This is a genomic window from Pseudomonas flavocrustae, from assembly GCF_029872515.1.
GTDB lineage: Bacteria > Pseudomonadota > Gammaproteobacteria > Pseudomonadales > Pseudomonadaceae > Chryseomonas > Chryseomonas aestiva.
Genome location: NZ_JAPDIQ010000008.1, coordinates 14,228 through 26,775 on the forward strand (window position 1 = coordinate 14,228; position 12,548 = coordinate 26,775).

Here is a 12,548-nt window from a genome sequence, read left to right on the forward strand (position 1 = left end):
CCCCGACACGGGCAAGCTGTCTGGGGCGAATAACCCATTCAGCAGCGCTCAATGGCGTTGATTAGCTAGGGTTTTTATTTGCGACCTTTCAGGTCCGAGACCGACCTTTTGCCGATGGCACTTCGCCAGATGTATTCCATCGGTAACACCAGGGCGTAACCGACGCGCGCCAAAATGTGGCATGGCGACTCAGTGGGCACGGTTGTAGGTCAGGCGTTTCAACCGTCTGTCGCCCTTCTGGCTACTTGTGGCGAAAAGCCACCAAGGCCCGGGCCAGACGGACCGGTACGTGCAGTGGCCCGGGCCCTTCCCTTCGCGAACCCTGGAGTTCAGGATGAAAATCTTCCAAGCGCTGTGGTTGTCCGGTCTGTTGCTGAGCTCGACCGTGCAGGCGGGCGAGGCCGAGAGTTGTCAGCAGGTGCGCCTGGCCGATGTCGGCTGGTCGGATCTCAATATCACCAACGCCACGGCCCGCTATCTGCTCAGCGCCCTCGGTTACGAGACCGAGGTGCTGCGCCTGTCCCTGCCGCAGACCTACGACGCCCTGGCCGCGGGCGAGGCCGATGTCTTTCTCGGCAACTGGATGCCGGCGCAGGCCAAGCTCAGCCAGCCGCTGGTCGATGCGGGGGCGGTCGAACGCCTGCACGCCAACCTGCAAGGCGCCCGCTACACCCTGGCAGTGCCCCAGTACGTCTATGACGCCGGGGTGAAGAACGTCGCCGACATCGCCCGCTTCGCCGACCGTTTCGACCACACCCTCTACGGCATCGAGCCCGGCAACGACGGCAACGCCCTGGTCAAGAAGATGATCGCCAGCAACGCCTTCGGCCTGGGCGACTTCAGGCTCGACGAATCCAGCGAACAGGGCATGCTGACCCAGGTGCGGATGAAGGAGCTGCTGGACCACCAGTGGATCGTCTTTCTCGGCTGGGAACCCCATCCGATGAACGTCCGGCACAAGCTGGCCTACCTCGACGGCGGCGATGACTACTTCGGGCCGAACCAGGGCGGGGCGACGGTCTACACGGTGGTGCGCAAGGGCTATGCCCAGCAGTGTCCCAACGTGGCCCGGCTGCTGGGCAACCTGGAGTTTTCCCTGGACATGGAGAACCAGCTGATGGATCGGGTGCTCAACGAAAAGGACAATCCGCGCCGCGCCGTGCGCAACTGGCTCAAGCGCAATCCCGAACGGCTCGACGCCTGGCTCAAGGGTGTCGCCACCCTCAGCGGCGCGCCGGGCACCGCCGCGGTGAAGGCCAGTCTGGCCAACTGATTCGCGAGCGCTCCAACCGTCGCCGACACCTCTGGGTAGCGGGCCGCCGCGGCGCAGGGCGCAACTGCCCGCCTCTCTCGCTCGGCCGCCGCGCGCCGGACGCGGACGTGCCCTGGGGCTCACGCTGGATACGACATTTCCGCTTCTGGTTACGACGCCGCGTACACTGGTAGCGACGCAGGCGGTAGGCGAGCCTGGGGGGATGGGTTACAGATAAATACACGTGGGGCGCACCGAAAGGTACCCCGCCAAACGCAAGGAGATGTGTCCATGAAAGGTTGTTCCCGTTGGCTCTTGAGTGCCGCCCTGCTGGCGCCGCTCGCTGTTCAGGCGGCCGAGCCGGCTTCCTGTGCCAAGGTGCGCTTTGCTGACGTCGGCTGGACCGACATCACCGTGACCACGGCCGTGACCAGCGAGGTGCTGCACGCCCTCGGCTACCAGACCACGACCAACATGATCTCCGTACCGGTTACCTACAAGTCCCTGCAGAACAAGGACATCGACGTCTTCCTCGGCAACTGGATGCCGAGCATGGCGGCGGACATCAAGCCCTATGCCGACAATGGCAGCGTCGAGACCGTGCGCGCCAACCTGGAGGGCGCCAAGTACACCCTGGCCGTCCCCCAGTACGTCTATGACGCCGGGGTCAAGAGCTTCGCCGACATCGCCAAGAACGCCGACAAGTTCGACGGCAAGATCTACGGCATCGAGCCGGGCAACGATGGCAATCGCCTGATCCAGGGCATGATCGACAAGAACACCTTCGACCTCGGCAAGTTCAAGCTGGTGGAGTCCAGCGAGGCCGGGATGCTGTCGCAGATTCAGCGCGCCGAGCGGCGCCAGCAGTGGGTGGTCTTCCTCGGCTGGGAACCCCATCCGATGAACACCCGCTTCAAGATGGCCTATCTCCAGGGCGGCGACGACGTCTTCGGTCCCAACTATGGCGGCGCCACCATCTACACCAACGTCCGCAAGGGCTACGTCCAGGAATGCCCCAACGTGGGCAAGCTGCTGACCAACCTGTCCTTCACCCTGGACATGGAAAACCAGCTGATGGACAAGGTTCTCAACGAAAAACAAGCCGCGAGCGCCGCCGCCAAGGCCTGGCTCAAGGCGCATCCGCAGGTGCTCGACCAGTGGCTGGCCGGCGTGACCACCCGCGATGGCAAGCCTGCGCTGGAGGCGGCGAAGACCGCCCTGGCCCCCTGAGCGAACACTAACATTCGACTGTCCCGCGCCAGTTCGGGCGGGTACTGCCACAGCCGAAGCACGAATCAGCGGTTCTCGTGCTTCGACCTGTCCACTCCTACCTGACGGGCACCGTTATGTTAATCACCGACCACAAGCTCCCTCTCGGCCAGCAGATCGCCGATTTCATCGACTGGCTGACGCTGCATGGCGCCAGCGTCTTCGACAAGATCTCCGATGTGCTGTCCGGCCTCATCCACGGCCTCACCGCCGGCCTGATGTGGTTCAACCCGCTGGCCTTCATTGCCCTGGTCGCGGTAGGGGTCTATCTGCTGCAACGCAGCATCGGCCTGGTGATCTTCGCCCTCATCTCCCTGCTGCTGATCCTCAACCTGGGGTACTGGCAGGAAACCATGGAAACCCTGGCCCAGGTGGTCTTCGCCACCCTGGTGTGCATCGCCGTGGGCGTGCCGCTGGGCATCATCGCCGCGCACAAGCCCTGGTTCTACACCGGCCTGCGCCCGGTCCTGGACCTGATGCAGACGGTCCCCACCTTCGTCTATCTGATTCCGACCCTGACCCTGTTCGGCCTGGGCGTGGTACCCGGGCTGATTTCCACGGTGGTCTTCGCCGTGGCCGCGCCGATCCGCCTGACCTGCCTGGGCATCCAGGACGTTCCCGCCGAGCTGATGGACGCCGGCAAGGCCTTCGGCTGCTCGCGCTGGCAGCTGCTGACCCGCATCGAGCTGCCCCACGCCATGCCCAGCATCGGCGCCGGTATCACCCAGTGCATCATGCTGTCGCTGTCCATGGTGGTGATCGCCGCCCTGGTGGGCGCCGACGGCCTCGGCAAGCCGGTGGTGAACGCCCTCAACACCGCGGACATCGCCCTGGGCTTCGAAGCCGGCCTGTCCATCGTCCTGATCGCCATCCTGCTCGACCGGGTGTGCAAGCAACCCGCCCCTCGCGAGGTTAAATAAGTCATGACCGCCATACGTTTCGAACACGTCGACGTCATCTTCGGCAAGCAGAACAAGCGTGCCCTGGAGCTGCTCGACCAGGGCAAGGGTCGCAGCGAGATCCTCCAGGAAACCGGCCAGGTGCTGGGTGTCGAGGACGCCTGCCTGGAGGTCCAGAAGGGCGAGATCTGCGTGCTGATGGGCCTGTCCGGCTCGGGCAAGTCCAGCCTGCTGCGCTGCATCAACGGCCTCAACACCGTGAGCCGCGGCAAGCTGCTGATCGAGCACAAAGGCAGTGAGGTGGACATCGCCAACTGCTCGCCTACCGTGCTCAAGGACATGCGCACCACGCGCATCGCCATGGTGTTCCAGAAGTTCGCGCTGATGCCCTGGCTGACCGTGGCCGAGAACGTCGGCTTCGGCCTGGAAATGCAGGGCCGCTCGGCCGCCGAGCGCAAGAAGCTGGTGGACGAGAAGCTGGAGCTGGTCGGCCTGACCCAGTGGCGCAACAAGAAGCCCGACTCCCTCTCCGGCGGCATGCAGCAGCGCGTCGGCCTGGCCCGCGCCCTGGCCATGGATGCCGACATCCTGCTGATGGACGAACCCTTCTCCGCCCTCGATCCACTGATCCGCCAGCAACTGCAGGACGAACTGCTGCAGCTGCAGGCCAAGGTCAACAAGACCATCGTCTTCGTCAGCCACGACCTCGACGAAGCCCTCAAGATCGGCACCAACATCGCCATCATGAAGGACGGCCGCATCATCCAGCACGGCCGCCCCGAGGACATCGTGCTCAATCCGGCCGACGAGTACGTACGCACCTTCGTCGCCCACACCAATCCGCTCAACGTGCTCAGCGGCTACAGTCTGATGCGCGGCCTGGACAAGTGCGGCCGCGAGGGCAACGAGATCTGCCTGGAACGCAGCCACGACATCTGGCTGGCCTTGGAAAACCAGACGGTCAAGGCCCTGCGCCGCGGCGGCGAGAGCCTGGCCCTGCAACGCTGGACCCCGGGCATGCCGGTCACCAGCCTGCAGCGCCAGCCGACCCTGGCGCCGGCCGATATCCGCATGCGCGACGCCCTGGAGATCCGCTACCACACCGGGCACAAGCTGGTGCTGGAGACCGACGGCCGCGCCGTGGGCATCCTCGGTGACAAGGAGCTCTACCACGCCCTGCTGGGCAAGAATCTGGAAAAGGCCGGCGAAGACGTCGTCCCGCCGGCGGTCCGCTCGACCCTGTCCCAGGCGGGCTGACCGCCTGGCCCGCCGCCCGCCTCTCCCTGCGGAGGCGGGTGCGTACCGCCCTCCTGCTCGCCCCGCCGGCAGAGCCAGCCAGGCTCCCTTCCCGGCACCCTCTCCTCATCCATAGCTACCTCTCTATCCCGGCCATCACCCAGCCTGACGCTGTTCGTCTGGTACGGCCAAGGGACGCGCGAGCGTCTTTAAGCAAGCGCCCGATGGGCGCCGCTGAGCTGATAGGAAAGATGATCGAGGTGGCGCAGGACAGGCAGGCTGCGAGCGCCTTGGCGATCTCGCAGCCTGCCTGGAGAGGTAGCGGAAAGGCCTAGAGCACCACCGTCCGCCCGGCATTGAGGAAGACGCGGCGCTCCAGGTGATAGCCCACCCCACGCGCCAGGGTCAGGCACTCGATGTCACGGCCGCGGGCCACCAGGTCTTCGGCGTAGTGGGCGTGGTCCACCGACTCGACGCCCTGGGCGATGATGGGGCCTTCGTCCAGATCGTTGTTGATGTAGTGCGCCGTGGCGCCCACCAGCTTGACGCCCTTGGCATAGGCCTGGTGATAGGGCCGCGCGCCCTTGAAGCCTGGCAGCAGCGAATGGTGGATGTTGATCGCCCAGCCATCGAGGCGACGGCACAGCTCGGGCGACAGCACCTGCATGTAGCGCGCGAGGATCACCAGCTCGGCGCCGGTCTCCTGCAGCACCTGCCAGACCCTGGCCTCCTGGGCCGGCTTGTCCTGGGGATCCAGCGGGAAGTGGTGATAGGGAATGCCGTGCCAGGCCGCCAGGGGCTCCAGATCCGGATGGTTGGAGATCACCGCCACCACGTCCATGGGCAACTGGCCGATGCGCTGGCGATAGAGCAGGTCGTTGAGGCAGTGGTCGGCCTTGGAGACCATGATGGCGACCTTGGCTCTATAGCCGGGCGGGGTCAGTTCGAAGGTCATGTCGAAGGGCGTGAAGCGCAGGTCCAGGCCGACGCGGAACAGGCCTTCGTTGAAGTCGCTGGGTACCTGGAATTCCACCCGGATGAAGAAGCGCTGGGCTTCGCGATCGTCGAAGCTGTGGTGCTGGGTGACATAGCAGCCTTGCTCGAACAGATAACGCGTGACCACGTCCACGGTGCCGAGGCGACTCGGGCTCTGGGCGGTGAGAATCCAGGTATCGGGCGTGCGGCTCATGATGAATTCCTTTGCATGGAGATGAAGCCAGAATCACAAAACCCGACCTGCGCGCAACGCAGGTCGGGTTCGATGGAGCGTCTGAACGCAGCGACCGATCAGGCCTCGATGCGCAGTCCGTACTCGGCGCTTGCGTCCTGCAGCCACAGCCAGACGTAGTCGGCGAAGCTGCGGCGCACCACCAGTTCCCAGGTGTCCGGCGCCGTGTGGCGGATCACCAGCTGGGACTTGGCGAACACCGTCCCGACGGCCTTGCCCACCGGGAAGTTGTCCGGATGGACGTCGTAGGAGGTGGACTTCATCAGCACTTCACGCACCTTGGGTCCCTTGAGCTCGACCAGCGTCTGGCCGCCACCGACATTGATGATGGCGACATGGCGCTCGCCCAGGGCCTGGCGCAGGGCCTGCTCGGTGGCGAACTCGCTGCCACCGGGTACCACCAGCAGCCACTCGTCCGGGCCGAGCCACTGCAGCGAGCTCTCGCCCTTCTGGGTAATCGCCAGCGGACCGGGCACTTCCAGGCCGACCACGCTCTGCACGGCGCCGGTGAAGCCTTCGTCATGGGCGTCGCCACGCAGCACCAGGTGCCCCAGCAGGGCCCGCTCGCGCAGGGTCACCCCGGCGGTGGCCGGGCCGCGACCGACGAGCTTGTTCAACTCGGCGTGGAACAGCGGGGATTCGGCGCGCGCCTTGGCGGAGTATTGGTCGTAGACATTGATGTTGTTCATGGGGCGCTATCCTCGTTAGGCGACGTTCTGCCGCTCACCCTTGGGGTCGTAGAACACCGGCGAGACGATCTCGGCAGCGATGTAGCGGCCATCGGCCAGCGGGGCGTAGACGGTCTGGCCCATACGGCCCAGCCCACCCTTGACCATGGCCATGGCGAAGCCGTAGCCCAGGGTCGCGCTGTGGTAGCTGGAGGTCACGTGACCGACCATGTCCATGGGGATCGGCTGGTTGCGCTCGAACACCAGTTGCGCGCCTTCCGGCAGGACGTCGCGGGCATCCAGGGGCTTGAGGCCGACCAGTTGCTTGCGATTCTCGCGGACGCAGTCCACGCGATGCATGCCGCGCTTGCCGATGAAGGAGAAGCTCTTGTTCAGGCTCACCGCCCAGCCCATGCCCAGGTCCTGGGGCGTGACCGAACCATCGGTGTCCTGACCGATAATGATGAAGCCCTTCTCCGCCCGCAGCACGTGCATGGTCTCGGTGCCATAGGGGGTCAGGTCGAATTCCTTGCCCGCGGCGACCACCTGCTCCAGCACGCCCATGGCGTAGTTGGCCGGCACGTTGATCTCGTAGGACAGCTCGCCGGTGAAGGAGATGCGGAACACCCGCGCCGGCACCCCGCCCACCTGGCCTTCCTTCCAGGCCATGAAGGGGAAGGCGGCGTTGTCCAGATCGATGTCGGTCAGCTTGGCCAGCAGCTTGCGGCTGTTGGGACCGGACAGGGTCAGGGTCGCCCAGTGATCGGTGACCGAGGTGAAGTACACCTCCAGCTCCGGCCATTCGGTCTGGTGGTAGAGCTCCAGCCATTCGAAGACGCGCGCGGCGCCGCCGGTGGTGGTGGTCATCAGGAAGTGGTTGTCGGCGAGACAGGCGGTGACGCCGTCGTCGAAGACCATGCCGTCTTCCTTGCACATCAGGCCGTAGCGGGCCTTGCCGATGTCCAGCTTGGTCCAGGCGTTGGTATAGACGCGATTGAGGAATTCCCGCGCATCCTTGCCCTGGATGTCGATCTTGCCCAGGGTCGAGGCGTCGAGCAGGCCGACGCTGCGGCGCACGGCCAGGCACTCGCGGTTGACCGCGGCGTGCAGGTCCTCGCCCGCCTTGGGGAAGTACCAGGGGCGCTTCCACTGGCCAACGTCCTCGAACAGCGCGCCCTGCTTGAGGTGCCAGGCGTGCAGCGCGGTGTAGCGCTTGGGCTCGAACAGGTGGCCACAATGCCGTCCGGCGATGGCGCCGAAGGTGATGGGCGTGTAGTTCGGGCGGAACATGGTGGTGCCGACTTCCGGGATGGCCTTGCTCTGCACCCGGGCGGCGATGGCCAGACCATTGATGTTGCCCAACTTGCCCTGGTCGGTACCGAAGCCCATGGCGGTGTAGCGCTTGACGTGCTCGATGGACTCGAAGCCCTCTCGGCAGGCCAGCTCGATGCCGGCAGCGGTCACATCGTTCTGCAGGTCGACGAATTGCTTGGGCGCTCGCGACGACGGCTTGTCGTGGGGCACCTGGAACAGCGCCAGACTCGGCTCTTCCTGGCGGAATTCGGCCTGGGGCAGCTCGCCGCTAACCACCTTGGCTCCGGCTTCGGCGGCGGCAGTCGCGCCCGCTTCGAAACCGTCGGCGAGGACATCGCCCAGGGCGAAGACGCCATTCACGCCGCCGGCGCAGACGCGCTTCTGCGGCGCCGGACCGGGCACAAAGGCCTGGATGTCTTCACGCCACTGCGGACGACCGCCCAGGTGCGAAGCCAGGTGGACCACCGGGCTGTAACCGCCGGAGGTGGCGATGAGGTCGCAGTCGACCCACTCGCCGCCACCCAGGGTGCGGAAGGCGGTCAGGTCGATGGTGGCGATCTTGGCGCCCGTCACGCGGGTGTTGCCGCGGGCTTCGCTCACGGCGGTACCGCCCATGACGCGCACGCCACGCTTGCGCACTTCCTCGACCCAGGCGCCGCGGGGGTTGGGCCGCGCATCGGCCACGGCCACCACCTGGCGACCGGCTTCGAGCCAGTCCAGGGCCACGCGGTAGGCGTAGTCGTTGTTGGTGGACAGCACCAGGCGCTGACCCGGGGCCACGGCATAGCGACGGATGTAGGTGGATACGGCGCCGGCCACCATGTTGCCCGGCAGGTCGTTGTTGGCGTACACCAGCGGCCGCTCGTGGGCGCCGGTGGCCAGTACCACGCGGGTGGCGCGGACGCGGTGCAGGCGCTGACGCACCTGGCCATGGGGCGCGCGATCACCCAGGTGATCGGTGAGCCGCTCGTGGATGGTGAGGAAGTTATGGTCGTGGTAGCCGTTGACCGTGGCGCGCGGCAACAAGACCACGTTGTCCAGGCCCTGCAGCTCGGCCACGGCCTTGGCGGCCCAGTCGGCGGCCGGGGCGCCATCGAGACGCTCGCGGCTGTCCAGCAGGCTGCCACCGAATTCTTCCTGTTCGTCGGCCAGGATCACCCGGGCGCCGCTGCGACCGGCGGCCAGGGCTGCGGCCAGACCGGCGGCGCCACCACCCACCACCAGCACGTCGCAGTGCTGGTTGAAGTTGTCATAGGTATCCGGATCGACCTGGGTCGGCGCACGGCCGAGGCCGGCGGCCTTGCGGATGTACTTCTCGTAGGTCATCCACAGGTTCTGCGGATACATGAAGGTCTTGTAGTAGAAGCCGGGCGGCATCATCTTGCCGCCGACCTTGCCGAGGATGCCCATGAGGTCGTTGTTGACGCTTGGCCAGCCGTTGGTGCTGGCGGAGACCAGGCCCTGGTACAGCGCCTGCTGCGTGGCCCGCACGTTGGGCACCTGGGTGGCCTCGGTGGCGCCGATCTGCATGATGGCGTTGGGCTCTTCGGCACCGGCGGCAACGATGCCGCGGGGGCGGGAGTACTTGAAGCTACGCCCGATCACGTCCACGCCGTTGGCCAGCAGCGCCGAGGCCAGGGTGTCACCCTTGAAGCCCTGGTAGGTCTGACCGTTGAAGGTGAAGGTGATGGCCTGGCTGCGGTCCAGGCGACCGCCCTGGGTGAGTCGATGGACCTGGCTCATGTGCGCTCTCCTCGCTCGGCGGTGAAGCGGGGTTGCTCGCCGATCGGATAGGTTTCGAGAATTTCGTAGGTCTCGGTGTTACGGGTCGCGTTGAAGTACTGGCGGCAGCCCGAAGCATGAACCCACAGCTCGTGACGCAGACCGCGCGGATTGTCGCGGAAGAACATGTAATCGCCCCACTCCGCGTCGCTGCAGGCCTCGGGATCCAGTGGACGCGGGATGTGCGCCTCGCCGGCGGCGTGGAATTCTTCTTCGGAGCGCAATTCCCCGCAGTGGGGGCAATGGATGTACAACATGCTCGGGCTCCTTAGTGCGCGACGGCCGCTGCGCCGTGTTCGTCGATCAGCGCGCCGGTGTGGAAACGGTCGATGGAGAAGGGCTTGGCCAGCGGATGCATCTCGCCGGAGGCGAGGGACGCCGCGAAGACGTTGCCCGAGCCAGGCGTGGCCTTGAAGCCGCCGGTACCCCAGCCGCAGTTGAAGAACAGGTTTTCCACCGGGGTCTTGGAAATGATCGGGCAGGCGTCGGGCGAGGTGTCGACGATGCCGCCCCACTGGCGGTTCATGCGCACCCGCGAGAGGATCGGGAACATCTCGACGATCGCCTGCAGGGTGTGCTCGATCACCGGGTAGGAGCCGCGCTGGCCGTAGCCGACCCAGCTGTCGATGCCGGCGCCGATCACCAGGTCGCCCTTGTCGGACTGGCTGATGTAGCCGTGCACCGCGTTGGACATGATGACGCTGTCGATGATGGGCTTGATCGGCTCGGAGACCAGCGCCTGCAGCGGGTGGGACTCCAGCGGCAGGCGGAAACCGGCCAGCTTGGCCATGTGCCCGGAGTTGCCGGCGGTGACCACGCCGACGCGACGGGCGCCGATGAAGCCGCGGTTGGTTTCCACGCCGATCACCTTGCCGTCCTGCTTGCGGAAGCCGGTGACCTCGGTCTGCTGGATCAGGTCGACGCCCAGGGCGTCGGCGGCGCGGGCGAAGCCCCAGGCCACGGCGTCGTGACGGGCCACGCCGCCGCGACGCTGCACGGTGGCGCCGAAGATCGGATAGCGGGTGTTCTTGCTGCAGTCCAGGTAGGGAATCTCCTCGGCCACCTGGCGGGTATCGAGCAGTTCGCCGTCGACGCCATTGAGGCGGTTGGCGCTGACCCGGCGCTCGGAATCGCGCATGTCCTGCAGGGTGTGGCAGAGGTTGTAGACGCCGCGCTGGGAGAACATGACGTTGTAGTTGAGGTCCTGGGACAGGCCTTCCCACAGCTTCATGGCGTGCTCATAGAGATGCGCCGACTCGTCCCACAGGTAGTTGGAGCGGACGATGGTGGTATTGCGCGCGGTGTTGCCGCCGCCCAGCCAGCCTTTCTCGATCACCGCGACGTTCTTCACGCCGAACTGCTTGGCGAGGTAGTAGGCGGTGGCCAGGCCGTGACCGCCGCCACCGACGATGACCACGTCGTACACCGGCTTGGGCGTCGGGGTGCGCCACATCCGCTGCCAGTTCTCGTGATGGCTCAGGGAGTGCTTGAAGAGGCCGAAGCCGGAATAGCGTTGCATCTGGAGACTCCTGCAGACGACGCCCCTTTCCGCGAGGGGGAAAGGGGTTGGATAAGGGTTGCGTCAGGCGCGCGGCGACTAGCGGTAAACCGGGTAGTCGCGGCACAGCGCAGCCACCTGGCGCGCCACCTGGGCTTCCACATCGGCATCGCCGAGGTGGTCGAGGATGTCGCAGATCCAGCCCGCGACGCGTTCGCTTTCGCTGACGCCCAGGCCACGGGTGGTCAGGGCCGGGGTACCGATGCGCAGACCCGAGGTCACGAAGGGCGACTGGGGATCGTTGGGCACGGCGTTCTTGTTCACGGTGATGCAGGCGCGACCCAGGGCGGCGTCCGCGTCCTTGCCGGTGATGCCCTGCTTGATCAGGCTGACCAGGAACAGGTGGTTGTCGGTACCCCCGGAGACCACGTCGTAGCCGCGTGCCTTGAACACGCCGGCCATGGCCTGGGCGTTCCTGATCACCTGCTGCTGGTAGGTCTTGAAGCCCGGCTCCAGGGCCTCCTTGAAGCACACGGCCTTGCCGGCGATGACGTGCATCAGCGGGCCGCCCTGGGCGCCCGGGAACACCGCGGCGTTGAGCTTCTTCTCGATGTCGGCGTTGGCCTTGCACAGGATCAGGCCGCCACGGGGGCCGCGCAGGGTCTTGTGGGTGGTAGTGGTCACCACGTCGGCGAAGGGCACCGGGTTCGGATAGACACCGGCGGCGACCAGACCGGCCACGTGGGCCATGTCGACGAACAGCAGGGCACCCACGCTGTCGGCGATGGCGCGGAAGCGCGGGAAATCCAGGGTCTTGGAGTAGGCGGAGAAGCCCGCCACGATCATCTTGGGCTTGTGCTCCTGGGCCAGGCGCTCGACCTCGTCGTAGTCGATCAGCCCGGTGTCGGTGTTGATGCCGTACTGCACCGCGTTGTACAGCTTGCCGGAGGAGCTGACCTTGGCGCCGTGGGTCAGGTGACCGCCATGGGCCAGGCTCATGCCGAGGATGGTGTCGCCGGGCTGCAGCAGCGCCAGGTAGACGGCCGAGTTGGCCTGGGAGCCGGAGTGCGGCTGGACGTTGGCGTAGTCGGCGCCGAACAGCTGCTTGGCGCGCTCGATGGCCAGCTGCTCGACCTTGTCGACATGCTCGCAGCCACCGTAGTAGCGCTTGCCCGGATAGCCTTCGGCGTACTTGTTGGTCAGCACGCTGCCCTGGGCTTCCATGACGCGCTGACTGGTGTAGTTTTCGGAGGCGATCAGTTCCAGGTGATGCTCCTGGCGCCGCGCTTCCTCGCCCATGGCGGCGAACAGCGCATCATCGTAGCCCTGGATTTGGTCCTGCTTGCTGAACATCGCGGCGCTCCTGAAGTCTGTGGCGGTGAAAACCACCCCCTTGCCGCGA

General features: G+C 66.1%; 10 protein-coding genes. 4 read left to right on the plus strand and 6 right to left on the minus strand.

The genetic code is table 11. The annotated features are described in order from the left end of the window. Nucleotides 1–334 precede the first annotated feature (334 nt). From choX to choV, 4 genes are all read left to right on the plus strand, one after another. Nucleotides 335–1,273 carry a choline ABC transporter substrate-binding protein gene (choX, locus tag OMP44_RS17535; RefSeq protein ID WP_187980817.1) on the plus strand — a complete coding sequence of 313 codons (939 nt, stop codon included), beginning with the start codon at nucleotides 335–337 and terminating at the stop codon, nucleotides 1,271–1,273. Between the two features lie 270 nt (nucleotides 1,274–1,543). Further along, the gene (locus tag OMP44_RS17540) at nucleotides 1,544–2,482 is read left to right on the plus strand and encodes a choline ABC transporter substrate-binding protein (RefSeq protein ID WP_017639238.1); all 939 of its coding nucleotides are present in this window, start codon (nucleotides 1,544–1,546) and stop codon (nucleotides 2,480–2,482) included. 116 nt (nucleotides 2,483–2,598) lie between these two features. Then, nucleotides 2,599–3,441 carry a choline ABC transporter permease subunit gene (gene choW, locus OMP44_RS17545; RefSeq protein WP_059316705.1) on the plus strand — a complete coding sequence of 281 codons (843 nt, stop codon included), beginning with the start codon at nucleotides 2,599–2,601 and terminating at the stop codon, nucleotides 3,439–3,441. A 3-nt stretch (nucleotides 3,442–3,444) separates the two neighbouring features. Then, entirely contained in the window at nucleotides 3,445–4,677 is a 1,233-nt protein-coding gene (gene choV, locus OMP44_RS17550) for a choline ABC transporter ATP-binding protein (RefSeq protein ID WP_187980816.1), read from the plus strand. Nucleotides 4,678–4,987: 310 nt separating this feature from the next. On the opposite strand, the gene OMP44_RS17555 is transcribed toward choV, so the two are convergent. From OMP44_RS17555 to glyA, 6 genes are all read right to left on the minus strand, one after another. Further along, complete coding sequence (locus OMP44_RS17555) at nucleotides 4,988–5,845, minus strand: formyltetrahydrofolate deformylase (protein WP_187980815.1); 858 nt, start codon at nucleotides 5,843–5,845, stop codon at nucleotides 4,988–4,990. Between the two features lie 98 nt (nucleotides 5,846–5,943). Next, nucleotides 5,944–6,573 (minus strand): sarcosine oxidase subunit gamma, encoded by a 630-nt coding sequence (locus OMP44_RS17560; protein ID WP_158890323.1) that lies wholly within the window; start codon nucleotides 6,571–6,573, stop codon nucleotides 5,944–5,946. Nucleotides 6,574–6,588: 15 nt separating this feature from the next. Next, complete coding sequence (locus OMP44_RS17565; RefSeq protein WP_187980813.1) at nucleotides 6,589–9,609, minus strand: sarcosine oxidase subunit alpha; 3,021 nt, start codon at nucleotides 9,607–9,609, stop codon at nucleotides 6,589–6,591. Then, nucleotides 9,606–9,905 (minus strand): sarcosine oxidase subunit delta, encoded by a 300-nt coding sequence (locus tag OMP44_RS17570; protein WP_017639232.1) that lies wholly within the window; start codon nucleotides 9,903–9,905, stop codon nucleotides 9,606–9,608. The genes OMP44_RS17565 and OMP44_RS17570 overlap by 4 nt, the downstream gene beginning before the upstream one ends. A gap of 11 nt (nucleotides 9,906–9,916) precedes the next feature. Further along, nucleotides 9,917–11,167, minus strand: a complete 1,251-nt coding sequence (locus tag OMP44_RS17575; protein WP_017639231.1) for a sarcosine oxidase subunit beta family protein — start codon at nucleotides 11,165–11,167, stop codon at nucleotides 9,917–9,919. 78 nt (nucleotides 11,168–11,245) lie between these two features. Further along, nucleotides 11,246–12,499 (minus strand): serine hydroxymethyltransferase, encoded by a 1,254-nt coding sequence (glyA, locus tag OMP44_RS17580; protein ID WP_183632297.1) that lies wholly within the window; start codon nucleotides 12,497–12,499, stop codon nucleotides 11,246–11,248. Nucleotides 12,500–12,548 lie beyond the last annotated feature (49 nt).

Coding starts and splice junctions, on each gene's coding strand:
- choX (WP_187980817.1), top strand. CDS start 335: ATGAAAATCTTCCAAGCGCTGTGGTTGTCCGGTCTGTTGCTGAGCTCG.
- OMP44_RS17540 (WP_017639238.1), top strand. CDS start 1,544: ATGAAAGGTTGTTCCCGTTGGCTCTTGAGTGCCGCCCTGCTGGCGCCG.
- choW (WP_059316705.1), top strand. CDS start 2,599: ATGTTAATCACCGACCACAAGCTCCCTCTCGGCCAGCAGATCGCCGAT.
- choV (WP_187980816.1), top strand. CDS start 3,445: ATGACCGCCATACGTTTCGAACACGTCGACGTCATCTTCGGCAAGCAG.
- OMP44_RS17555 (WP_187980815.1), bottom strand. CDS start 5,845: ATGAGCCGCACGCCCGATACCTGGATTCTCACCGCCCAGAGCCCGAGT.
- OMP44_RS17560 (WP_158890323.1), bottom strand. CDS start 6,573: ATGAACAACATCAATGTCTACGACCAATACTCCGCCAAGGCGCGCGCC.
- OMP44_RS17565 (WP_187980813.1), bottom strand. CDS start 9,609: ATGAGCCAGGTCCATCGACTCACCCAGGGCGGTCGCCTGGACCGCAGC.
- OMP44_RS17570 (WP_017639232.1), bottom strand. CDS start 9,905: ATGTTGTACATCCATTGCCCCCACTGCGGGGAATTGCGCTCCGAAGAA.
- OMP44_RS17575 (WP_017639231.1), bottom strand. CDS start 11,167: ATGCAACGCTATTCCGGCTTCGGCCTCTTCAAGCACTCCCTGAGCCAT.
- glyA (WP_183632297.1), bottom strand. CDS start 12,499: ATGTTCAGCAAGCAGGACCAAATCCAGGGCTACGATGATGCGCTGTTC.